The sequence below is a fragment of the Lysinibacillus sp. RS10 genome, from assembly GCF_041956855.1.
Classification (GTDB): Bacteria; Bacillota; Bacilli; order Bacillales_A; family Planococcaceae; genus Lysinibacillus; species Lysinibacillus xylanilyticus_A.
Map to the genome: position 1 here is coordinate 1,353,372 of NZ_CP167122.1, position 21,919 is coordinate 1,375,290.

Annotated in this window: 21 protein-coding genes and 1 other annotated feature; of the genes, 18 read left to right on the plus strand and 3 right to left on the minus strand. The window is 38.7% G+C overall.

The features are described from left to right. Nucleotides 1-16 precede the first annotated feature (16 nt). The 7 genes from ACB089_RS06835 (at nucleotide 17) to ACB089_RS06865 (ending at nucleotide 5,026) form a co-directional block, all read left to right on the plus strand. Complete coding sequence (locus ACB089_RS06835) at nucleotides 17-373, plus strand: ribosomal-processing cysteine protease Prp (protein WP_049667663.1); 357 nt, start codon at nucleotides 17-19, stop codon at nucleotides 371-373. Then, nucleotides 370-669: a 50S ribosomal protein L27 gene (rpmA, locus tag ACB089_RS06840; RefSeq protein ID WP_053484817.1), complete on the plus strand. Its 300-nt coding sequence runs from the start codon at nucleotides 370-372 to the stop codon at nucleotides 667-669. Before ACB089_RS06835 ends, rpmA begins: the two co-directional genes overlap by 4 nt. A 298-nt stretch (nucleotides 670-967) precedes the next feature. Next, nucleotides 968-1,495 carry a Spo0B domain-containing protein gene (locus tag ACB089_RS06845; RefSeq protein WP_068983763.1) on the plus strand — a complete coding sequence of 176 codons (528 nt, stop codon included), beginning with the start codon at nucleotides 968-970 and terminating at the stop codon, nucleotides 1,493-1,495. 5 nt (nucleotides 1,496-1,500) lie between these two features. After that, the gene (gene obgE, locus ACB089_RS06850; protein WP_374965780.1) at nucleotides 1,501-2,790 is read left to right on the plus strand and encodes a GTPase ObgE; all 1,290 of its coding nucleotides are present in this window, start codon (nucleotides 1,501-1,503) and stop codon (nucleotides 2,788-2,790) included. A gap of 24 nt (nucleotides 2,791-2,814) precedes the next feature. Further along, entirely contained in the window at nucleotides 2,815-3,270 is a 456-nt protein-coding gene (locus ACB089_RS06855) for an ACT domain-containing protein (RefSeq protein ID WP_053484814.1), read from the plus strand. A 466-nt stretch (nucleotides 3,271-3,736) separates the two neighbouring features. Then, nucleotides 3,737-4,612, plus strand: coding sequence for a prephenate dehydratase (gene pheA / locus ACB089_RS06860; protein WP_068983761.1), 876 nt, complete (start codon nucleotides 3,737-3,739; stop codon nucleotides 4,610-4,612). A 24-nt stretch (nucleotides 4,613-4,636) separates the two neighbouring features. Beyond that, nucleotides 4,637-5,026, plus strand: a complete 390-nt coding sequence (locus ACB089_RS06865) for a thiol-disulfide oxidoreductase DCC family protein (RefSeq protein WP_374965781.1) — start codon at nucleotides 4,637-4,639, stop codon at nucleotides 5,024-5,026. Between the two features lie 420 nt (nucleotides 5,027-5,446). On the opposite strand, the gene ACB089_RS06870 is transcribed toward ACB089_RS06865, so the two are convergent. Beyond that, nucleotides 5,447-5,980, minus strand: a complete 534-nt coding sequence (locus ACB089_RS06870) for a transcription repressor NadR (protein ID WP_374965782.1) — start codon at nucleotides 5,978-5,980, stop codon at nucleotides 5,447-5,449. Nucleotides 5,981-6,121: 141 nt separating this feature from the next. Between ACB089_RS06870 and ACB089_RS06875 the strand changes: the two genes are divergently transcribed. The 8 genes from ACB089_RS06875 to ACB089_RS06910 all read left to right on the plus strand — a co-directional run bounded on the left by ACB089_RS06875 (nucleotide 6,122) and on the right by ACB089_RS06910 (nucleotide 13,288). Continuing rightward, nucleotides 6,122-7,189, plus strand: a complete 1,068-nt coding sequence (locus tag ACB089_RS06875; RefSeq protein ID WP_374965783.1) for a LysM peptidoglycan-binding domain-containing protein — start codon at nucleotides 6,122-6,124, stop codon at nucleotides 7,187-7,189. Nucleotides 7,190-7,259: 70 nt separating this feature from the next. Beyond that, nucleotides 7,260-8,057, plus strand: a complete 798-nt coding sequence (locus tag ACB089_RS06880) for a phosphotransferase (protein WP_374965784.1) — start codon at nucleotides 7,260-7,262, stop codon at nucleotides 8,055-8,057. A gap of 114 nt (nucleotides 8,058-8,171) precedes the next feature. Further along, the gene (gene ruvA / locus ACB089_RS06885; RefSeq protein ID WP_068983756.1) at nucleotides 8,172-8,792 is read left to right on the plus strand and encodes a Holliday junction branch migration protein RuvA; all 621 of its coding nucleotides are present in this window, start codon (nucleotides 8,172-8,174) and stop codon (nucleotides 8,790-8,792) included. 19 nt (nucleotides 8,793-8,811) lie between these two features. Next, the gene (gene ruvB, locus ACB089_RS06890) at nucleotides 8,812-9,816 is read left to right on the plus strand and encodes a Holliday junction branch migration DNA helicase RuvB (RefSeq protein WP_368635791.1); all 1,005 of its coding nucleotides are present in this window, start codon (nucleotides 8,812-8,814) and stop codon (nucleotides 9,814-9,816) included. Between the two features lie 17 nt (nucleotides 9,817-9,833). Beyond that, on the plus strand, nucleotides 9,834-10,874 hold the full coding sequence (queA, locus tag ACB089_RS06895; RefSeq protein WP_374965785.1) for a tRNA preQ1(34) S-adenosylmethionine ribosyltransferase-isomerase QueA: 1,041 nt from the start codon (nucleotides 9,834-9,836) through the stop codon (nucleotides 10,872-10,874). A gap of 58 nt (nucleotides 10,875-10,932) precedes the next feature. Then, nucleotides 10,933-12,078 (plus strand): tRNA guanosine(34) transglycosylase Tgt, encoded by a 1,146-nt coding sequence (gene tgt / locus ACB089_RS06900; protein WP_374965786.1) that lies wholly within the window; start codon nucleotides 10,933-10,935, stop codon nucleotides 12,076-12,078. A 173-nt stretch (nucleotides 12,079-12,251) separates the two neighbouring features. Beyond that, entirely contained in the window at nucleotides 12,252-12,512 is a 261-nt protein-coding gene (yajC, locus tag ACB089_RS06905) for a preprotein translocase subunit YajC (protein ID WP_068983752.1), read from the plus strand. Nucleotides 12,513-12,652: 140 nt separating this feature from the next. Further along, on the plus strand, nucleotides 12,653-13,288 hold the full coding sequence (locus ACB089_RS06910; protein ID WP_368635794.1) for a DUF421 domain-containing protein: 636 nt from the start codon (nucleotides 12,653-12,655) through the stop codon (nucleotides 13,286-13,288). On the opposite strand, the gene ACB089_RS06915 is transcribed toward ACB089_RS06910, so the two are convergent. After that, complete coding sequence (locus ACB089_RS06915) at nucleotides 13,285-14,802, minus strand: oligosaccharide flippase family protein (RefSeq protein ID WP_374965787.1); 1,518 nt, start codon at nucleotides 14,800-14,802, stop codon at nucleotides 13,285-13,287. The genes ACB089_RS06910 and ACB089_RS06915 overlap by 4 nt on opposite strands. A gap of 93 nt (nucleotides 14,803-14,895) precedes the next feature. On the opposite strand from ACB089_RS06915, the gene ACB089_RS06920 reads away from it, so the two are divergent. The 3 genes from ACB089_RS06920 to ACB089_RS06930 all read left to right on the plus strand — a co-directional run bounded on the left by ACB089_RS06920 (nucleotide 14,896) and on the right by ACB089_RS06930 (nucleotide 19,265). Next, nucleotides 14,896-15,204: a post-transcriptional regulator gene (locus ACB089_RS06920; RefSeq protein WP_068983749.1), complete on the plus strand. Its 309-nt coding sequence runs from the start codon at nucleotides 14,896-14,898 to the stop codon at nucleotides 15,202-15,204. Between the two features lie 346 nt (nucleotides 15,205-15,550). Further along, entirely contained in the window at nucleotides 15,551-17,818 is a 2,268-nt protein-coding gene (gene secDF, locus ACB089_RS06925) for a protein translocase subunit SecDF (protein ID WP_374965788.1), read from the plus strand. 250 nt (nucleotides 17,819-18,068) lie between these two features. After that, a complete protein-coding gene (locus ACB089_RS06930; protein ID WP_374965789.1) occupies nucleotides 18,069-19,265 on the plus strand; it encodes an IS256 family transposase in 1,197 nt (398 codons plus the stop codon). A gap of 115 nt (nucleotides 19,266-19,380) precedes the next feature. On the opposite strand, the gene ACB089_RS06935 is transcribed toward ACB089_RS06930, so the two are convergent. Further along, the gene (locus ACB089_RS06935) at nucleotides 19,381-21,069 is read right to left on the minus strand and encodes a methyl-accepting chemotaxis protein (RefSeq protein WP_374965790.1); all 1,689 of its coding nucleotides are present in this window, start codon (nucleotides 21,067-21,069) and stop codon (nucleotides 19,381-19,383) included. 320 nt (nucleotides 21,070-21,389) lie between these two features. After that, nucleotides 21,390-21,698: a binding site (T-box leader), on the plus strand. Nucleotides 21,699-21,919: the final 221 nt, after the last annotated feature.

The window sequence follows — 21,919 nt, forward strand, 5'->3', positions numbered from 1 at the left end:
TTGTGAGGTGTAACGAATGATACAAGTTACGATTCATCACGATGAAAATAGACATGTGTCCGCATTCGAATTTTCAGGACATGCTGAATACGATGAATCTGGTAAGGATTTAGTATGTGCAGGAGCATCTACCATTGCCATAGGTACGGTGAATGCTATTTATGCACTATTACAATTACAGCCAGAAGTCGAACAAGCTGCTGAAGGTGGAGGCTATCTTAAGGTAGATTTACCATCAGATATAGAGCCTGAGATTGATGCAAAACTACAGTTAATTGTCCAAGTAATGACTGCCCAAGTGTATTCTATGGTGCAAAATTACGGACAATACATCCAAATCAACTACAACCAAGTAGGAGGTGGAACACGATGAAATTATTATTAGCATTAGACCTTCAACTTTTCGCATCTAAAAAAGGGGTAGGTTCTACTAAAAACGGACGTGACTCTGAGTCAAAACGACTTGGTGCTAAACGTGCTGATGGCCAATTCGTAACTGGTGGTTCAATTCTTTACCGTCAACGCGGTACAAAAATTTACCCAGGTACAAACGTAGGTCGTGGTGGTGACGATACACTATTTGCTAAAGTTGACGGCGTTGTTAAATTCGAACGCTTAGGTCGCGATCGCAAACAAGTATCTGTTTACCCAGCATCACAAGAAGCTTAATCTTTAAAAAAGATAAACATAAAGCGTAGGACTGCATTTATTGCAGTCCTTTTTTTGGCTAAATTTCAACTTCTTTCAGCGGGCGTCCAAACATCCGCTGAAATATGGAACTCAGTCTAAGAACGCCACGTCCTGTGGCATTACCGAAATGACCGACATCGTGTAGGCCCTCGTGTAGGCCTAAGCACAAAGCCGATTCCGGACGCAATTATGCCGAGGCATAATTGATAAAGATTTAAGGGAAAAATACAGCAAAACTTGTTATACTAGTAAGGATAACTTTATTGGAGTGAATGGGATGAACAATCAATCACTAACCATTAGTGAAGTATTACGTTTTGCAAATCATGATTATGTGAATCAGCTCCAGCTTATTCGCATGAATTTAGATTTAGGTAGAATTGATGAATCAAAAAAACTTATTCAAAATTATTCGGAACAATTACAAGCACTTTCTATCCTTAATCGTCTACAATTACCGCAAACAATCGAGTGGCTGCAAACAGCAGGCTGGCGCTATCAATCATTACCAATGAAACTTAGCGGTGAGATAAAAAAGCCCGTCACAAATAATATTGATACGGAAATTGTAGATTACTTAAACAAAACAGTTATGCATGTTTATGATACATTAGATCCATTTACAGAGCAGAGCTTAGCGCTCGATGTACGTGTTGACGATCATACATTTGCCGTGACATTCACGCTAAATGGGCTATGGAGTGCTGATGCATTCACCGAAAAAGGTTTGAAACAATTAGACATTCAAACAATTGAACAGACGAATACGTGCTGGCAATATGTATTGAATGCAAATAGGGAGTGAACTAAATGTTTGTCGATCACGTTAAGATTTATGTAAAAGGTGGCGACGGTGGTGACGGAATGGTTGCCTTCCGCCGAGAAAAATATGTACCGAATGGTGGTCCAGCCGGTGGTGACGGTGGACATGGTGGTAACGTAGTATTTCAAGTTGAAGAGGGTTTACGAACATTAATGGATTTTCGCTATAAACGCCACTTCAAGGCTGACCGTGGTGAGCATGGTATGAGTAAAGGAATGCATGGTAAACGTGCAGAGGATTTAATCGTTAAAGTACCACCAGGCACAGTCGTAATGAACGAAGAAACAGGGGCTGTTATTGCCGATTTAGTCGAGCATGGTCAACAAGCGATTATCGCAAAATCTGGCCGAGGTGGCCGAGGAAATTCACGCTTCGCAACACCGGCAAATCCAGCTCCAGAACTTTCTGAAAAAGGTGAGCCAGGACAAGAATTAAATGTTATATTAGAGTTAAAAGTTTTAGCGGATGTGGGACTAGTAGGTTTCCCAAGTGTTGGTAAATCAACGCTTCTATCTGTTGTTTCTGCTGCTAAGCCAAAAATTGGTGCTTATCATTTCACAACGATTGTTCCAAATTTAGGGATGATTGAAACGGATGATCATCGTAGCTTTGCGATGGCAGATTTACCTGGACTTATTGAAGGAGCTCATGAAGGAGTGGGCTTAGGCCATCAGTTTTTACGACATATCGAGCGTACACGTGTTATTGTCCATGTAATTGATATGTCTGGGATGGAAGGTCGAGATCCATACGAGGATTATTTAACGATTAATGAAGAGCTAAAACAATATAATCTTCGTTTAACAGAGCGTCCGCAAATTATTGTGGCAAATAAAATGGATATGCCAGAAGCAGAAGAAAACTTAGAGGAATTCCGCAAAAAAGTGGGAGAAGACATTCAAATTTTCCCGATTTCAGCAATTTCACGTCAAGGCTTAAAAGAGTTACTATTTGCCATTGCTGATTTACTGGAAGTAACGCCTGAATTCCCTCTATTCGATGATTTAGAAGAGCAATCAGATGCAACGGTAATGTATAAACATGAAGGAAAAGGTGAAGATTTCGAAATTACTCGTGATGATGATGGTACATTTATCATTAGTGGTTACGCAATTGAACGCCTATTTAAAATGACTGACTTTAGCCGTGAAGATGGTATTCGCCGTTTTGCTCGTCAATTGCGTGCAATGGGCGTGGATGAAGCACTACGCGAACGTGGCGCACAAGATGGCGATATAGTTCGTCTGCAAGAGTTTGAATTTGAATTTGTCGATTAAGACAAGAGTTTTAGGGGGAAGCGTATGAAGAATGTTGCGAATCAGCGATATTATTTAGTTCGTGAAGATGTTTTAACGGATGCTATGCAAAAAACTTTGGAGGCGAAACACTTACTTTCAAGTGGTTCGGTATCTTCCATATGGGATGCGGTAAAGCAGGTGGATTTATCGCGTAGTGCGTTTTACAAATATCGTGATGCTGTATTTCCTTTTCACTCAATTGTGCAGGAACGCATTTTAACAGTCTTTTTACAGCTTCAGGACCGTAAAGGAACACTTGCAAAGCTTTTAGAAACAGTGACAATTACGCATTGCAATGTACTGACTATCCATCAAACTATACCGATTCAAGGACGAGCAAATGTTACGTTGTCATTAGATGTAACTAGTATGACATGTGAACTTGATGATTTAATACAACAACTCAAACGTTTAGATTTTGTAGAGTCAGCGGAAGTAATTAGTTCTGGTGCATTATAATGACTAAAAGCAAGCTTGAATTTTTGACAGAAAGTAAATAAGCTTAAAAGGAGCAGTCCCATGTGGTGTAATTATCGCTTTATGGGACAGCTCCTTATTCTATAATAGAACCAACGAACAGACGGATAGAAAAGCCGAAGTGACAGGTAGAGTTCATAAAGAAAGTTTTTGGAACGCTTTGGAAGTTTCGTATTGTCCTCACCTAAACATTTAATGTAGAACTATAAAAGGAACTTTTAAAAACTAAAGATTCTAAATTTTTATATTAATGCAATTTAAAAGGCTCATCACCAAAAGTTGTGGATGATATTTGTTAAACGTATACCTTGTATATAAGTTGATTGGAGTGGAGGCTGGACGCCCCCAGCAAAGCGCCCAGTCGGAACGGAAATCATACACACGTTTTGGTGAAGAGCTAATTAAACTCAAAATTTATACTACAATTGTAGTGAGGGAGGTAAATATCATGACAAAGGAACAATGGGAAAAACGAATTGGCTATTTAGGACCGGAAGCATCATTTACATACTTAGCAACTAAAGCCACCTTTCCAACTGAGTGGCTTGTCCCTTGTGCTACAATACCAGAATGTATAGAGGCTGTAGCAAAGGGGAAGGTAGATTTAGCAGTTGTACCACTGGAAAATGCTTTAGAAGGCTCTGTCCCTTTAACGCTCGATTATTTATTTCATGAGGCAACACTATATGTTACAGGAGAGCTTCAGTTGAAAATACAGCAGCATTTAATGGTCAATCAAGAGCAGAAGAACAATTGGGAATCGATTAATGGAGTTTACTCACATCCACATGCGCTAGCACAATGTCATAAATACTTATTTTATCGATTCAGCCATGTTCCGTTACATCAAACAACATCGACGGCAGCAGCGGCAAAATATGTATCCGAAAATCCAAGCGAATGTATTGCGGCAGTTGGTAATGCAGCGGCGGCAGAAAAATATGGCTTAGAAATTGTTCAAGATAATATTCATGATTTTCATTTTAACCATACTCGTTTTTTCGTATTATCTAAGCAAAACATACGATTACCGCAAGAATTATCGGATGGACAGGCGAAAACAACTTTTATGATAACATTGCCAACGGACCGTTCAGGGGCATTACATCAAGTACTATCAGTATTTGCATGGCGACAGCTAAATTTAAGTAAAATCGAATCACGACCATTAAAAACGGGCTTAGGTGATTATTTCTTTATGATTGATGTATTGGCAGATGAAAAGGAGCCTATGATGCGTGGGGCCATGGAAGAACTAGCTGCACTTGGTTGCAAGGTGAAGTCACTTGGTACATACTTTACTTATCTGACGTCAGAAGAGTAATCAAAGTGGCTAGGAGGAATCATTGTGGGCGGCATTATTTTGTTTGACGGAGTATGCAATTTTTGTGACAATAGTGTGCAATTTATTATCAAACATGATCAGGGAGCCTATTTTCAATTTGCATCGATTCAAAGTGATGCAGGGCAGGCATTACTTGCACAATACGAAGTACCAGAAAATATAGATAGTGTCATATTATTTGAGCATGGGAAGGCGTATTTTGAATCCACAGCTGCACTTAAAATCTGTCGGAGATTAGATAGTTTCTGGCCTGTCTGCTATGTTTTCATCCTGATCCCATCATGTATACGAAATAGGATGTATCGAATATTTGCAAAAAATCGGTATCGCCTTTTCGGTCAAAGAGAAATGTGCTTATTGCCAACACCTTCACAGCGTAAAAGGTTTCTCTAACTTTGAAGAGGCTGGGACAAAAAGAAAAAATGTTAGACCGATTGCAATTGGTCTAACATTTTTTTGATTTAGGAAGGAACACTCTACTCATTGAAGCGGAAAAGTTATTATCTGTTTTCGTTATTTTTCAAAATAATCGAGTTCTGTCCCAGCCTCTTTTTTTGTTACAATGTTGCTAATATATTTCCATTTTAACTGATTGTAGCGCAGGGCTACTCGAGTGCTCCTGTTGCTTCGCTATCGTCGCAGGGCGAAGCTTCCCGCGGGTAAGCGAGTCGCCCGTAGCGGAAATAAGCCTCTTCGAATTAATTCAGTATAAAAATGGTTAATCAATACGCCTGATAGTAAATCATTTAAATTCATATAAATAGAAAGCTGCTAGCCTTTGTGAAAGCCAGCAGCTAAGTAAAGATTGTTATATTATTGATCAACTACTAAATAACCTTTTTTTTGTAATGTAAGCTCAATTAAATCTAAAATTTCAACAGAAGGCGCAGAAATAACATGGAGATGTATACCACCCGTTAGTTCGGATAAGTAACTTGCCTGTGTATCCGTAACACGTTGAATAAATTTTTTTACTTCATGACGGTTAGAGACCATAATAGATGCAGTAATTTCTCCGTAAATAGGATGTTCTACAATAACATTTTTTACTGTACCACCACAATCAACTATTGTTATAAGTTCATCTTCTGCATCCTCTGAAGTATGGAAGCAAGGGATTGTACGTTCAACAGTTTGATGTAATTGTTCCTGATGCATATAAAGATATCCTTGGCTAGTTGCAATAATAGGTTCATTTCTAGCCTTTAATAATGTCATATCATTGACAATGACTTGTCTAGAAACGTTAGCAAATTTCGCCAAGTCAGTCCCTGTAATAGGTGTGGTGCTTTTTTTTAGCTGTGCGAGAAGTTGCAGTCGGCGTTCTTCGCCTAACATTTTTTTCATAAGAGATCACCTCTGCCTGTAATAAAGGAAGCCGTTTTCCTTAAAACTAGTGTACCATGAAGCCTTTGCAACATGCGTGAAATTTTTGTATCCAAATGAAACATTGAACATATGATACGTAGAGAGGAAGGGAGGAAAAAATTGCGTATTCATATTGTTCAAAAGGGAGATACGTTGTGGAAGATTGCAAAAGAGTATGGTATTTCATTTGAAGATTTAAAACGACTCAATGCCCATCTTGCCAACCCAGATTATATAGTACCGGGCATGGAAATTATTTTGCCTGAAAAAATAAACAAAGAACCGCATAGAGAAGGAAATAGAGATACAAATTGGGATATGCATAGGGAAGGACATAAGGAAAGACCTATGCATAAGGAGTCACCTACAAGGCCTGTTAAAGAAAGTATCAAAAAAGAGATACAAAGACCGATGCCACCACCTATTGTTGCACCACCACCACCGATGCCAGAACCACAGATGATCCCAATTCCGTATCCAATGCCAATGCCAATGCCTCAGCAACCGACGTTTGTACCACAGCCTGTAGAGCTTAATTGGCATCAACAAGTAGTCATGCCACAAGTAGAACAAACTCAAATGGTTATACCGCCATCAGTTCAAATTCAACCACCACCGCCTGTAGCACAACCAGAACTACCTCCACAACCAATGCCACAACCGATTTATATCATGCCACAAATGCCACAAATGCCACAACCAATGCCACAAATGCCAGTAATGCCTCATTGTGTAAGTTGTCATCAGCCGGTGCATCATCATATGTGGTGTCATATGCCAATGCCGATGCCAATGCCGATGCCAATGCCGATGCCAATGCCAATGCCGATGGAACAACAAGTAGAAGCATATACGATGCCGGAGCAAGCATCATGTGAGCCATGCAGTAAAGTTGCTGGAATGCCGGATTTCTTAGAATCTAGTACATCTCCATTCTTCCCTATGAAGCCCGGATATGAGCCTATGCAGGAGATGGAAATGAAGCAGTCCTGTGGCTGTAATGCACAACCAATCATGATGCCAAATTGGAAAATGGACGCATGTCACTGTCAACCGCCATGTCCACCACCGTGCCCACCACCATGTCCAATGCCATGTCCATCACAGTGCCCGACGCCGTATTCTTCAACAGGGCCATGGATGTCACCGCACATGTACCCAGGCGGGATGACGCCTTATCGATGGTAAAAAAGCGTATATCATTGAAGAAATAAAGCCTAATATTTGGAAGTATAAATATCAATCTAATAATTATTTTGTGAAACGTGCAAAGCAGTTAGAAATAGCAGATAAGGTGAGGGTTATACATCGACAGCTTGGACGACTTGAACCCTCACTGATTTTACCTTTAATGAAAAGTGATGATGAGTACTTAATCGTGCAAGTTTGGCAAGAAGGAAGTCATAGTGCAAATTTTGCACATAAAAAAGATCGGATGGAATCACTTAAGTTATTAAATACCTTACATGATACACATAAGAAAATTGCTTGGCAGCGGGTGCCGGGCTTGCATACCTATTCACAGCTTTTAAAATGGCAAATGCGTCATATGCGTTTTAAGAGCAGGCGGAATGAATTTCGTGCTTTTTTAACGAAAGAAGAAATCGATCAAATTTCACACTATAGTGAGAAGTCGTTGCAGTTAATCGCACTGGAGGATGTACCCGAAAAAGAATTAACGCTTTTACATGGAGATGTCGTACATCATAATTTTTTATGGTGCTCAGATGGGGAATTGCGATTAATTGATTTTGATTTAGCTCATCTTGGAGAAGCGGATGATGAATATATTTTATGGTTACATCGTGTACTGCCAGCTGTAGATTATGACCTTAGTAAAATATTTACAGAGCTACCGGAGCTGAACCGATTAGACAAAAGAAAGCTACATCGTTTAAAATATCCAAATGAGCTTTTACGTGAATGGCTTTTTGCAGTGGATTTACCATTAGATCAACAGCTAGTGTTTTTAGATTATTTAGTGCCGTTTACAAAACGTGCCCTCACATATTGGCCAAAACTGTGGTACGATATTGATAGAATGATGAAGAAATGACCGTCTTTTGGCGGTCATTTTTGTGTGTGAACGATTACTTGTGCTTTTTCTTATAGTCGAGCATTCGTTCGCTATATGCTATAATCGAAGACGATGATTGTGAGGGATTATAGAATGTATGATTATTTAAAAGGACAAATAAAGCGTATTACTCCTGAGTATATTGTGCTTGAGCAACAAGGAATTGGTTGGCAGCTCAATACACCTAATCCATTTGCGTTTAGGACATCTGCACTTGAACAGCAAATTTTTGTACATTTGCATGTACGTGAGGATGCTCAAGTGTTATATGGCTTTCCAAATTTAGACCAACGAGAGCTGTTTCGAAAACTTATATTAGTATCAGGAATTGGACCAAAGGGTGCGTTAGCTATTTTAGCTACTGGGAATCCGCAACAGGTGATAGGTGCCATTGAACGAGAGGATGAATCGTTTTTAGTGAAATTCCCGGGTGTTGGCAAGAAAACGGCCCGTCAAATGATTCTGGATTTAAAAGGTAAACTTGGTGGATTAATGGAGACTATCGAGCTACCTAGTTCAGAGGATGAGCTGCCATTATTTGGTGTGAATCCATTTAAACATGAGCTTGAAGAAGCTATTCTTGCGTTAATGGCACTTGGTTATTCTGAAAAAGAACTTGAAAAAATACGTCCTCAGCTTGAGGAAAATGACAAGCTTGAAACAACAGATGCATTTATGAAACAAGCATTACAATTGCTATTAAAGTTAAAATAGTGAAAAGGGGGGGAAGTACATGTCTGAACGTATGATGGCTAGTGAGGCAGGTGGCTATGATGAACAGTTTGAATTATCTTTACGTCCACAAAGATTAGCGCAATACATTGGTCAGCATAAGGTAAAGGAGAATTTACAAATTTTCATTGAAGCGGCAAAGCTTCGTCAGGAAAGTTTAGATCATGTGCTGTTATATGGACCACCTGGACTCGGTAAAACGACATTAGCTGCGGTCATTGCTAATGAAATGAATGTTAATGTGCGCATGACTAGTGGCCCTGCAATCGAACGTCCTGGAGATTTAGCGGCGATTTTAAGCTCACTGGAGCCAGGAGATGTGCTATTTATCGATGAAATACATCGCCTGCCTCGTGCAATAGAAGAGGTGCTTTATCCAGCCATGGAGGATTTTTGTTTAGATATAGTTGTTGGTAAAGGCCCAGAAGCGCGTTCTGTACGGCTTGATTTACCGCCATTTACACTCGTTGGTGCAACAACAAGAGCTGGCGCATTATCAGCACCTTTAAGGGATCGCTTTGGCGTATTATTAAGATTGGAGTTTTATGATAATACTTCACTTGCAGAAATTGTAGAGCGTAGTGCACACTTATTTGATGTTGATATTGAACAAGTAGCAGCACTTGAAATGGCGAGACGGTCGCGTGGGACACCCCGTATTGCCAATCGCCTGCTTAAACGGGTGCGAGATTATGCACAGGTGCTTGGAGATGGTATGATAACTGAGGGACTTGCTAAGCAAGCTCTTGAACTATTGCAAGTCGATCCTAGAGGGCTTGACCATATTGACCATAAACTTGTGACCAATATGATTGAGCGCTTCCGTGGTGGCCCTGTAGGCTTAGATACGTTGGCAGCATCTATTGGTGAGGAACGTGTAACAATAGAGGATGTGTACGAGCCGTATTTGATGCAAATAGGCTTTATACAACGGACGCCACGTGGACGTGTGGCAACACATTTAGCCTACGAACATTTTGGATATGAATATCCCCAACAAACCTAGAAGAAGGAAGTATTTTCATGCGTGTAGAAGATTTTGATTTTGAATTGCCAGAGGAGCTCATTGCACAAACACCACTTATTGATCGTACAGCTAGTCGATTAATGGTCGTGACACCAGGCTCACAAAATGTTGAGCATCATCATTTCGCTCATATTTTAGAGGAGCTACAAGCAGGGGACTGTCTTGTGTTAAATGATACAAGGGTCTTACCAGCGCGATTAATGGGCGTTAAAGAAGAAACAGGTGCTCATATAGAGGTACTACTATTAAAGCAAATGGCTGGTACGGATGAATGGGAAACACTTGTTAAGCCAGCTAAACGTGTAAAGGTCGGTACAGTTGTAACATTCGGAGATGGTTTACTGACTGCTACTTGTACAGGAGAGCTTGAGCATGGTGGGCGTACATTTGAGTTTAAATATAATGGGATTTTTTATGAAATTTTAGAACAACTTGGTGAGATGCCATTGCCTCCGTATATTCGTGAAAAATTAGAGGACAAGGATCGTTACCAAACCGTTTATGCAAAAGAACGTGGCTCAGCAGCAGCACCAACTGCAGGTCTTCATTTTACAGAAGAATTACTAGAGCAAGTTAAAGCAAAAGGGGTCGAAGTTGTATTTATCACTTTACATGTAGGACTAGGAACTTTCCGTCCTGTAAGTGTAGATTCAATTGAAAATCACGAAATGCATGCCGAATTTTATAGTGTAACGGAAGAAGCGGCATCTATTATTAACCGTGTAAAGAGTAAAGGTGGAAAGGTGATAGCAGTTGGTACAACCTCTAACCGTACATTGGAAACGATCGGTTCTAAATATGGAGGCGAGGTTCGAGCAGAGCAAGGTTGGACGTCCATTTTCATTTATCCAGGATACGAATTTTCGGTTGTAGATGGTTTAATAACAAACTTCCATTTACCAAAATCAACCCTTGTCATGCTTGTTAGCACACTTGCGACAAGAGAAACAATTTTAAGTGCATATAAACAAGCTGTAGAAGAAAAATATCGCTTCTTTAGCTTTGGTGATGCTATGTTTATTCGTCCAAAAGGATAAACTAAGGAAAAAATCGAAGTACTGTTTTTACTTTAGATAAGAGAGGAATATTTATTTTATGACACAACCAGCAATTCGTTATGAGCTACTTCATACTTGTAAACAAACAGGAGCACGCCTTGGCATCGTGCATACGCCACATGGCTCTTTTGAAACGCCAGCATTTATGCCTGTTGGTACACAAGCAACTGTAAAAACAATGTCACCTGAGGACTTAAAGGAAATGAATGCAGGTATTATTCTGTCAAATACGTATCATTTATGGCTGCGACCAGGTAATGATATTGTGAAAGAAGCAGGGGGCTTGCATAAATTTATGAACTGGGATCGCCCGATTCTAACAGATTCAGGTGGTTTCCAAGTGTTCTCACTTAGTCAATTCCGTAAAATTGAAGAAGAAGGGGTTCATTTCCGTAATCATTTGAATGGGGATAAACTGTTTTTAAGTCCAGAAAAGGCAATGGAAATTCAAAATGATTTAGGTTCAGATATTATGATGGCATTTGATGAATGTCCACCTTATCCTGCGACATATGACTATATGTTAAAATCAGTAGATCGCACAACGCGTTGGGCTAAGCGTTGTAAAGAAGCTCATAACCGTCCAGAAGATCAAGGTCTATTCGGTATCATACAAGGGGGAGAATACGAGGACTTACGCCGTCGTTCTGCAGAAGCCTTAGTAGAGCTAGATTTCCCAGGTTATGCAATTGGAGGGCTATCTGTTGGGGAGCCTAAAGACATCATGAACCGAGTTTTAGAGTTTACTACGCCAATGATGCCAGCGAACAAACCGCGCTATTTAATGGGGGTAGGGTCGCCGGATTCATTAATTGATGGGGCTATTCGAGGCATTGATATGTTTGACTGTGTACTACCAACACGTATTGCCCGTAATGGTACATTAATGACTTCAGAAGGTCGTTTAGTTGTTAAAAATGCAAAATATGCACGTGATTTTGGGCCGATTGATCCGAACTGTGATTGCTATACATGTAAAAACTATTCACGCGCTTATATTCGCCATCTTATTCGTACTGAAGAAACGTTTGGTATCCGCTTAACGACATACCATAACCTACACTTCCTATTGAAGCTAATGGAGCAAGTACGTGAGGCAATTCGTGAAGATCGTCTTGGCGATTTCCGAGAAGAGTTTTTCGAGAAATATGGTTTTAACGGACCAAATGCAAAGAACTTCTAATCTTTAGTAAAAAAATCATGTAAATTTATGTGAATTGTGAATATTACTAGCAAAAAATTGTCTATTATAGAAAAAATATTAGTAATATAGAAAAATTTTGGGCTTGGTCATCGCTTTTTTAAGGTGAAATAGTCTATACTAAAAAAGTGAGAATTGGAAAGGGGGCAAGAATCATGGAACAACTAATTGGATTAGCACCAATATTACTAATGTTCGTTGCAATGTGGTTTATTTTAATCCGCCCTGCTAAAAAGAGACAGCAGGAAACACAAAATATGCAGAGTAATTTGCAACGTGGAGATAAAGTTATTACAATCGGTGGCTTACACGGAGAGATCGACTCAATTGAGGACACTGCTGTAACATTAAAAATCGCAGACAATGTGCGCGTGAAATTTGATCGTCAAGCAATCGGACGTATTGTAAATAACTAACATTTATAAGGCGTTGTCCATCATATATGTGGACAACGCCTTACTCATTTTATTTAGATTTGTCAAAATAACCATTTTGATAAGGCTTTTTGTATAAAAAGTAACTTACACGGTCACCTTGATGATATGGGGGTGACTGCATGGAAGATTATTTAATGATTATTTTTAGAACATGCTTTTTATATGTGTTTATCCTAATAATTTTTCGTTTAATGGGTAAACGTGAGGTCGGCGAATTATCTGTCATAGATTTAGTCGTATCCATTTTAATGGCTGAAGTTGCAGCATTTGCGCTTGATGACTTTGAAAGTCCTTTATTTAATGTAATTTTACCAATCATCATATTATTTTTCATTCAAATAACAAGTGCGTATTTTTCACTAAAAAGTAAAAAATTCCGTGACCTAGTTGATGGTGATCCAGTATTACTCATAAGAGATGGTGTCCTTTTAGAAAGTGAAATGCGCAAGCAACGCTATAATTTAGATGATTTATGTCAACAACTACGCGAAAATGGTACTGCTTCTGTCACAGATATTGCTTATGCTTATTTAGAGCCTTCAGGCAATCTTTCTGTTTATAAAAAAGATGAAAAGGCATTTGTTTACCCACTTATTACTGATGGTGATATTCAGGATAGACATTTAAAAATATTGCATAAAGATATTGATTGGTTAATGGCAGAGCTCGCTAAAAATAATATTCAAGATAGTAGCACTGTATTTTTTTGTGTTTGGGAGGATAATCGGCTGCATATTCAGTTGAAAGAAAATTAAACTTTCTTGGCCAACTTACGAAGGTAGCGCAAGTCTGTTATGCGTAACTGATTGGACAATAGTAAGAATGTAAATAGTAAAAATAAGGTCACACAGCTACTTAAAATGAATGGTAGTGGCAACATTTGCATCAGGAAATACTGGGTAACACAAACAGCAATAAAGCAACTATATGGAACAACAAACATTCTAAAGCCGGCACGTAAATTTTTGCGCTGTCTTACAGTTGCGATATGCAAAAACGAAGTTAGTAAAACACCAAAGCCAATTGCTACAACGGCACCTTTTTCCTGTATACCAGGCTGAGAAGCAAGTACGAACATGACAAAGAGCTTTCCAAGACCACCGTAAATGGAGTTCATCATGGCAGCACGGGCTTCACCAATTGCTTGTAAGATCGAATGCAATGGACTTTGAATATAATAAAAATAAAAAATAGGCGCTAATATTTTCACATAACCACGATTTTCATCTAGGTGAAAGAGCTTCACTGCTAATTCATCGCCATGAACGAAAAAGTACGTAGCGGCAACACAGCCCACCAAGGAAGAAAGTCGCAATGATACAGAAATACGTTCCTGTAGGAGCGGTATATGTTGACGGGCAACAGCGTCACTAACAGCCGGTATAAGGACTATCGAAAGTGCTACAGAAACAAAAGCTGGGAATAATAATAGAGGGACTAATACACCCGAAATAACCCCATATAAAATTGTCGCTGCTGAAGCAGTTAATCCAGCCATTGTTAAAGCTTTTAAAAAAATGATGGGCTCTAAAAACCAAGTAAAAGATCCGAATAGCTTGCTTCCAGCAGAAGGAAGGGCAATTCGTAACATCGGGGAGGCAGGATAAGCCTCGATTTTGCTTTTTCGTGTCAATAATTTTTTCTTTGAGACAATATAATGCAACCATAAATACAAGAAAGCAACGACTTCAGCTAGAAGCGTAATCCCCATGGCAGAAGCTGCTGTAACGGCAGCATTATTATAGGCAGCCACTAAAGGAAGCGAAAATGTGATAAAACAAATGCGGATAAATTGTTCAATCATTTGAGACCAAGCTGTTGGTGTAATTTTTGCAATGCCTTGTAAATAGGCACGTAATAATCCAGAGCCAACTGACACTGGCACAGCAAAAAGTGCAATCCATAGCGTGAATGTTGTTTGTTCATTATGTAAAAGTGTAGTCGATATATATGGTATTGTAAGTGCAACCATCGGCATAAAGATGATCATTCCAATAAATGACCAAAGAATAGCCGTACGCATAACACCAAAGATGCTTTCACGTTTGTTTTTAGCTAGTAACTCTGCTACAATTTTTGCCACAGCGATAGGTAGTCCAAGTTGAATGAGTGAGATGAAGAAAATGAACGCTGGATAGACGGTCATATAAATGCCGACTGCCTCTTCACCAGCGATACGCATAAATTGCATTCTATAAAAGAAGCCGAAGAGTTTCGATAAAAAAATTACAAACATTAAAAATAGTGTACCTCGTACAAAAGAACTCATGCCATCCGTCCCTTCTCAAGCCGCAAAAATTCATTTACACTATTTGTATGCAAACATGTCTTACGATACAACTTTGATTGGAGATGATTCAAAATGAGTATCCAACATGAGCAACTATTTGAAAAAATTCGTCCGGCAATTGATAGTAAGATAGAAGAGTGTAAATATTATCAATACGATGCGATTACCGCTGAAGAACTATGGCGCTATTGTGTGGAGAAAAAATGGCGCAAAAAAAATATTGAGCAATTACGTTTACATGAAATTATCGCCACTATTTTTGCGATATCACCGTCTGATATCGTCTCATTTAATCAAGTAGAATTTTTACAAAGTAATGATTGGTTTACAGAATTGAATACGGAAGAGTTAAAAATGCTGCTTGGGCCGGTTAAAATTTAAGAAGACTATGTGAAATTTGTCAAATAATAATAGAATACTAAAAGTGTTGAATTGACACCGAGCGCAACGTGTTTCATAATGAGTGTGTTGCGCTTTTTTTATTTGTAAAAATAATTTTACTGAAAACCCTCCTTATGATTCTTAACAGAAGTTGGAGGCTTAACACCTATTCATACAGGGATAAATTTGCGCGTTATGAACGATTGAAATAAGTAGAGTAATCCTTTTGAAGCACAGGCTACATTATTCTAAAGGAAAAGGGGGAATAAACGTTTCAAAAGGAATTGCAATTATACTTGTTTGTAGTGTAAGAACGCTCTTACACCTATTCGAGGAGGATTTATAAATGAAACTAAAAAGTCGTATAGTTGCATTCGTACTGCTTTTGGTGATCTTTACAGCAACCATTGGTACGACTGTAGGCGGCGTCTTAAAGGACATTAAGCTTGGTCTTGACTTACAGGGCGGGTTTGAGGTTCTTTATGAGGTTACAGAATTAAAAGAAGGACAAAAAATTACACAGGATGTTATGACAGCAACTGCAACAGCACTTGGTGAACGTGTAAATGCGATCGGGGTAAGTGAACCGAGCATTCAAGTTGAAGAAAACAACCGTATTCGTGTGCAATTAGCTGGTGTCGAAGATCAAGAATCAGCACGTGAATTATTGTCGACTTCTGCGAATTTAACAATTCGTGATGTCGATGACAATGTATTACTAGATGGTAATGACTTAAAGCCAGGTGGCGCTAAAGATTCATTTGATCAGCAAAATCGTCCAATTGTTTCGCTAACGTTAAAGGATGCGAAAAAATTTGCCGATGTTACAAGTCAGATTGCGGCGAAACCACCAGGTGAAAACTTACTCGTTATATGGTTAGACTTTGAAGAGGGTGTTGATTCATATAAAGCTGAATCACAAAAAGCGAAGCCTCGTTATGCATCGGCTGCACAAGTTACCCAAACATTAAATACAACTGATGTAATGATTAGCGGTAACTTCTCAGTTGATGAAACAAAAAATTTATCAGGAATTTTAAATGCTGGAGCACTTCCTGTAAAGCTTACAGAAATGTATTCTACTTCAGTTGGTGCACAATTCGGTGATGAAGCATTGAAGAGTACAGTCTTCGCAGGTATTGTCGGCGTAGTCATTATCTTCTTATTTATGCTATTCTACTATCGTTTACCTGGCTTTATTTCCATCATTACACTTACTATTTTCACTTTCCTAGTATTAGTTGTGTTTGGCTGGATTAATGCAGTGTTAACACTTCCAGGTATTGCAGCAATCGTGCTTGGTATAGGGATGGCGGTAGATGCGAATATTCTAGCCGCAGAACGTATTCGTGAGGAACTACGTGTCGGTTATTCGGTGAAACAAGCATTCCAAATTGGTTCAAAGCAGTCCCTATCAGCGATTATCGATGCACAGCTAACTACATTATTAGCAGCAGCTGTACTATTCCAATTCGGGACAAGTTCAGTTAAAGGGTTTGCAACAACTTTAATTATCAGTATTTTATTAAGCTTCCTAACAGCTGTTTGGGGTTCTCGTGTACTATTAGGCTTACTCGTTAACAGTGGATATTTCAACAGTCCAGCATGGTTTGGTATTGCGAAATCTAAACAGCATAGCTTGGATGAAAATATCGGTACATTAGATTTATCAACGAAATTTGATCGTTTTGATTTTGTGCACAACCGTAAGAAATTCTATACATTCTCATTAGCTATTTTAGTGGCTGGTTTAGTGGTCCTTGGTATTTTCCGCTTAAACCTTGGTATTGATTTCTCAAATGGTACTCGTGTACAAATTGAAGCAGACCATACGTTGACTAAAGAAGAAGTATCTAAATATCTTGATAGTATCGGCTTCTCATCTGATGATATCGTTCTTACAGGTGAAAAGAGTAACTCTGCGGTTATCCGTTATAAAGATGACCTATCGCAAGCAGAAGTTTTGAAAATTAAAAAAGAAGCAGGCGAGAAATATGGTTCTGAACCTGGTGTAAGTACAGTATCACCAACTGTCGGTAAAGAGCTTGCGAAAAATGCGATAAAAGCATTAGCAATTGCGGCTATTGGTATCATTATCTATGTAGCAATTCGTTTCGAGTGGCGCATGGGTGTTGGGGCAATTGCCTCGTTAATACATGACGTATTCTTGATTGTTGCTGTATTTAGCTTTATGCGCTTAGAAGTCGATATTACGTTCATTGCTGCTGTACTGACGATTGTCGGTTACTCTATTAATGATACGATTGTTACATTTGACCGAATGCGTGAAAACTTAAATCGATATGATACAATTAAGGACCGTGAAGTTTTAGCGGATATCGTTAACAAATCACTTCGTCAAACAATGGGTCGATCTGTCAACACGGTGTTAACGGTTATTATCGTTACAGTGGCACTTCTTATTTTCGGTGCACCATCGATTCAAAACTTCTCAATTGCGTTATTAGTTGGTTTGTTCACAGGTATGTATTCTTCGATTTGTATCGCTGCACAAATCTGGTATTCACTAAAAGTTCGTGAAATGAAAAAATCAGATGGACAAATCCACAAAAAAGAGAAAAAACAATGGGGAACTGATGAACCTACTGTTTAACATCAGCTTATAATACGAAACAGGGAAGGAAATATTTCTTTCCCTGTTTTTTTTATGGAAAATAATAGAGAGGGAATGAAGAGCTGAAAGCGACGGATAGAAAGGGCAAAGTGACGGATAGAATAGCCCAAAGCGACGGATAGAAGAGTTGAACAGATTAAGTCCATACAATTGTGTAAAAGAAAATGAGTCAATTTTATTCTTCCTGGGTAAATGTTAAGTACGACCAAAACATTGAGGAGGAATAAAAATGACTCAATTTAATATTACTCTAAACATGGACTTTTTAAAAGAATCTGTTATGGACTCAGATATGGAAGCGATTGTGAAGTCGACAGTGGTGTTAATTCTTAATGAATTTATGGAAAAAGAGAGAGATGATTATATACAGGCTAAGGCGTATGAACGAATTGATGCGCGTAAAGGACAACGAAATGGCTATTATGAGCGTGATTTAACCTTGACGATTGGGCGGGTCACATTACGTGTACCACGCACACGAGATGGTGAATTTAGTACAACCCTGTTCGAAAAATATAGCCGAATGGATCAGGCACTGGTGTTGTCATTAATAGAGATGGTGGTGCAGGGCGTTTCTACGCGGAAAGTTACACATATCGTAGAGCAGCTGTGCGGACAAAAAGTATCAAAATCATTTGTATCTTCACTAATGGAGAAACTAGATCCCGTCATAGAAAAATGGTCAAACCGTTCGCTAGCAGATATTCAATGTTCTTATCTATTTTTGGATGCCATGTATATTAAGGTGCGTGAAAATGGACGCGTCCTTTCAAAAGCCGTCTATATCGCAACGGCCCTTACAATGCGACAACGACGTGAAATCATCGGTTATCAGGTGTCAGATGTTGAAAGCTATGAAGCCTGGAAACAATTTTTTCAATCTTTGAAAGTACGAGGACTAGGTCGACCAAAATTAGTCATCTCAGATGCACATGAAGGATTAAAAAAAGCCATTCAAACTGAATTTCAAGGAACAGCATGGCAGCGTTGTACCGTTCACTTTAAACGAAATCTCATTCAGCCTTTACCGAAAAAAGATACAGAGGAATTTAAAGCAGGAATCAAGCGAATATTTCAGTCTTTAACGGAAGCAGAAGCACGTGAAAGATATAGAGAATTAGAAGAGAAATTCGAAGGCCAAGGAAAGTATGAGAAGGCACTAGCCATCCTTGAAAATGGTTTTGAAGATGCGATTCAATATCTACAGTATCCCCAAAAAATGCATGTGTTGATTCATAGTACAAACGCATTAGAACGCTTAAATCAAGAGGTACGTCGCCGTGAACGAGTGATTCGAATTTTCCCGAATAATCGCTCCGCCACACGTTTAATTGGAGCAATCTTAATGGATAAAGACGAGGAGTATTCAAGCCAAGTACTTTACATAGCTCTGGGAATTTACTTTTACACAAGATTAAGGACTTGACTGTTGAACAGACGGATTACTTCATCCACAACATTTAATGCAGAACCTTTTAAATACAAAAAAAGAAACTGTTTGCTTTCTTCGGAAAAGCAACAGTTTCTTTTGTAATGATCTATTAAAGTTTGAATTGTTGTAGTAAAGACTGCAGCTGCTGAGCGTTGTTGCTTAATTCTTCAGCTACCTCATTAACCTGCTGCATAGTTGCTGCTTGCTCATCTACTGCTTCAGTGATGATTTGTGCGTTAGCCGCTGAAACGCTCGCACCGTTTGCAATTTCTGTTACAGAGGCAGCTACTTCTTCAGCACTTGCTGAAATCTGTTCGGAAGTGGCTGAAATATCCTCGATTTGATCAGTAAATACTTGAACAGATTCTGTAATGGAATAGAATGCATCTCCTGCTTCGTTAATTTTCGCTACGCCATCCTGGACAGAGGCTAATCCTGCATCAACAGCAGCTGCTACATTCCGTGTATCCGTTTGAATTTCATTTGTGAGAGCGACAATTTGACCAGCAGATTGATGTGATTCCTCTGCGAGCTTTCGTACTTCATCTGCTACAACCGCGAAGCCTTTGCCATGCTCACCAGCTCGTGCTGCTTCGATGGCAGCATTCAGTGCTAGTAAATTTGTTTGTTCAGTAATCGTAGTAATCACTTTTGTAATTTGTCCAATTTCTTCAGATTGCTTACTTAGCTTCTGCGTTAAATCGGCAATTTGAGTAGTAGTCTCAGAAATTGTATCCATCTGTTCTTTAGCCGTTGTAATCGTTTTGCCTCCTGTATGGGCAAGTTGTGTCATATTCATGGCATTGTGATGCAAAGTTTGTGTAGCTTCAGCAATTCGTTGTACACCAGCAGCTGTTTCATCCATAGCGATCGCACTTTGCTGAGAGACACTAGCAGCTGAAGATAAATGATTTGTCGTATCTTGTACACGATGTGCAATGTTAGTTGAAGTTGCTGTCACTTCTTCTGTACTTGCGGAAAGCTCTTCAGACGCAGCAGATAAATGTATAGCGTTGTCCTGAACATTTTTTATTAATACAGATAAGTTTTGTTTTAATTTATTTACTGCTACTGCAAGTGTACCAATTTCATCTTTAGCGTTATGTTCAAGTTGAGCAATCGTTAAATCGCCTTTTGCTAATGTATCGGCTGCGTCAATCACTTTAAGAAGCGGTGTGGTGATGGAAGTTTTTACAAAATGCATAAAATAAAAACCAACGATTGCACTTAAAAAAAGTAAGACAATAGAAATAATAATAGCTCGTGCAACTGTTTGAACAACACTTGTTTTGACTTGTTCAAGATTTTTATCATGATAATCTAATAAATCACTAGTTAGAAAGTAAATTTCATCACTGATTTTTGAAACTTCTTCATTTATGTATGACAATGCTAAATCTGTATTTCCATTATTGAATGTTTGTCTAGCTTTATCAGAGCTTGTTTGTAAATCTTTCTGTAATTCAGTTATTTGCTTCATAATATCTATTGTGTAATCGGAACGAACAATGCCTGAAAGTTCATTAATCGTTTCGGGCAATACTTTTTCATAATAATCTAAAGTTTCTTTTGTCTCTTCATCCTTATTACTTAGAATATAAGCGTTTAAAAATAGCCCTTGTGAGGCAAGCTCCTGTCGTATTTTCTCTGTTAATCGGATTTGCACGATTCTGTGATCAAGTACCTCTACTATATCTCCTTCAACCGACTTAAATTGAATAAATGAAATAATACTTGACACTAAAAGGAAAAAAGTGAGTGAAATAAAACCAATATTTAGTTTTTTACGAACGGACATATTCGTTCCTACTTTCTTTAATTGTATTAGAGAATCCAAGTTCTGAAATTAATATAACTTGATATTTTTTTAAGGTCAATACTTGAAAAATACTTAAAAGTAGGCAGTTTTAATCCCATTTTACGTAAAATGGAAATGAGGAATTCTTCCTTTATATAGCGATGGAATTTTTCTAACATTCTCACTTTTTATCTGAATTAATTGACAATTTCAGTAGTATGGCATAAAATAAGGCTAACTTTTTGTTCGGTACAGGCTAGGAGGTCTCGGGAGCGAGATCAGCCTTAGAACAGATGAGCTGAGTTTAGATGAGAATAGCTGAGAAATTGTTGAATAAGAGTAGTAGCATAAGTGTGCAATTTAGAGAGTCAGTGGATGGTGCAAACTGATTTGTAGCTTATGTGAATGGACTTATGAGAGTCGCTTAATCAGATTGCAATTACGCCAAGGCGAAATTGATGATAGCGAACGGGTTCCCCACGTTATAGGGGGGTGCTTCCACTTAGATAAATCTTTTGCCATTAACCCAAAAGATACGTCAATTTAACTGGCGAACTAAGGTTGAGCACATAAGGGAGAGCAAATATGCTCTAATATGAGGTGGCAACGCGGTCTTGATCGTCCTCTGCAATTAGGAAAAATCCTTTTTGCAGGGGGCTTTTTTTATTTTTCCTCAGAGACTCCTGTTGAATAATGGCAAGTTAAGACCTAATAGTGTTTGTGGCAACAAACTGAGGAGCCTTGATAGTCAGTCGGCGGAAAGGCAGGTGCATGAAAGATTGAGAAAGCTACAATGTGCCTCGCTCCACATTTGAAGTAGAGCCTTTTATTCAACAAACGTCTATTCAGC

What these genes read in the sequence shown, in the direction of transcription:
- ACB089_RS06835 (WP_049667663.1), top strand. Translation starts at nt 17, where the DNA reads ATGATACAAGTTACGATTCATCACGATGAAAATAGACATGTGTCCGCA.
- rpmA (WP_053484817.1), top strand. Translation starts at nt 370, where the DNA reads ATGAAATTATTATTAGCATTAGACCTTCAACTTTTCGCATCTAAAAAA.
- ACB089_RS06845 (WP_068983763.1), top strand. Translation starts at nt 968, where the DNA reads ATGAACAATCAATCACTAACCATTAGTGAAGTATTACGTTTTGCAAAT.
- obgE (WP_374965780.1), top strand. Translation starts at nt 1,501, where the DNA reads ATGTTTGTCGATCACGTTAAGATTTATGTAAAAGGTGGCGACGGTGGT.
- ACB089_RS06855 (WP_053484814.1), top strand. Translation starts at nt 2,815, where the DNA reads ATGAAGAATGTTGCGAATCAGCGATATTATTTAGTTCGTGAAGATGTT.
- pheA (WP_068983761.1), top strand. Translation starts at nt 3,737, where the DNA reads ATGACAAAGGAACAATGGGAAAAACGAATTGGCTATTTAGGACCGGAA.
- ACB089_RS06870 (WP_374965782.1), bottom strand. Translation starts at nt 5,980, where the DNA reads ATGAAAAAAATGTTAGGCGAAGAACGCCGACTGCAACTTCTCGCACAG.
- ruvA (WP_068983756.1), top strand. Translation starts at nt 8,172, where the DNA reads ATGTATGATTATTTAAAAGGACAAATAAAGCGTATTACTCCTGAGTAT.
- ruvB (WP_368635791.1), top strand. Translation starts at nt 8,812, where the DNA reads ATGTCTGAACGTATGATGGCTAGTGAGGCAGGTGGCTATGATGAACAG.
- queA (WP_374965785.1), top strand. Translation starts at nt 9,834, where the DNA reads ATGCGTGTAGAAGATTTTGATTTTGAATTGCCAGAGGAGCTCATTGCA.
- tgt (WP_374965786.1), top strand. Translation starts at nt 10,933, where the DNA reads ATGACACAACCAGCAATTCGTTATGAGCTACTTCATACTTGTAAACAA.
- yajC (WP_068983752.1), top strand. Translation starts at nt 12,252, where the DNA reads ATGGAACAACTAATTGGATTAGCACCAATATTACTAATGTTCGTTGCA.
- ACB089_RS06910 (WP_368635794.1), top strand. Translation starts at nt 12,653, where the DNA reads ATGGAAGATTATTTAATGATTATTTTTAGAACATGCTTTTTATATGTG.
- ACB089_RS06915 (WP_374965787.1), bottom strand. Translation starts at nt 14,802, where the DNA reads ATGAGTTCTTTTGTACGAGGTACACTATTTTTAATGTTTGTAATTTTT.
- ACB089_RS06920 (WP_068983749.1), top strand. Translation starts at nt 14,896, where the DNA reads ATGAGTATCCAACATGAGCAACTATTTGAAAAAATTCGTCCGGCAATT.
- secDF (WP_374965788.1), top strand. Translation starts at nt 15,551, where the DNA reads ATGAAACTAAAAAGTCGTATAGTTGCATTCGTACTGCTTTTGGTGATC.
- ACB089_RS06930 (WP_374965789.1), top strand. Translation starts at nt 18,069, where the DNA reads ATGACTCAATTTAATATTACTCTAAACATGGACTTTTTAAAAGAATCT.
- ACB089_RS06935 (WP_374965790.1), bottom strand. Translation starts at nt 21,069, where the DNA reads ATGTCCGTTCGTAAAAAACTAAATATTGGTTTTATTTCACTCACTTTT.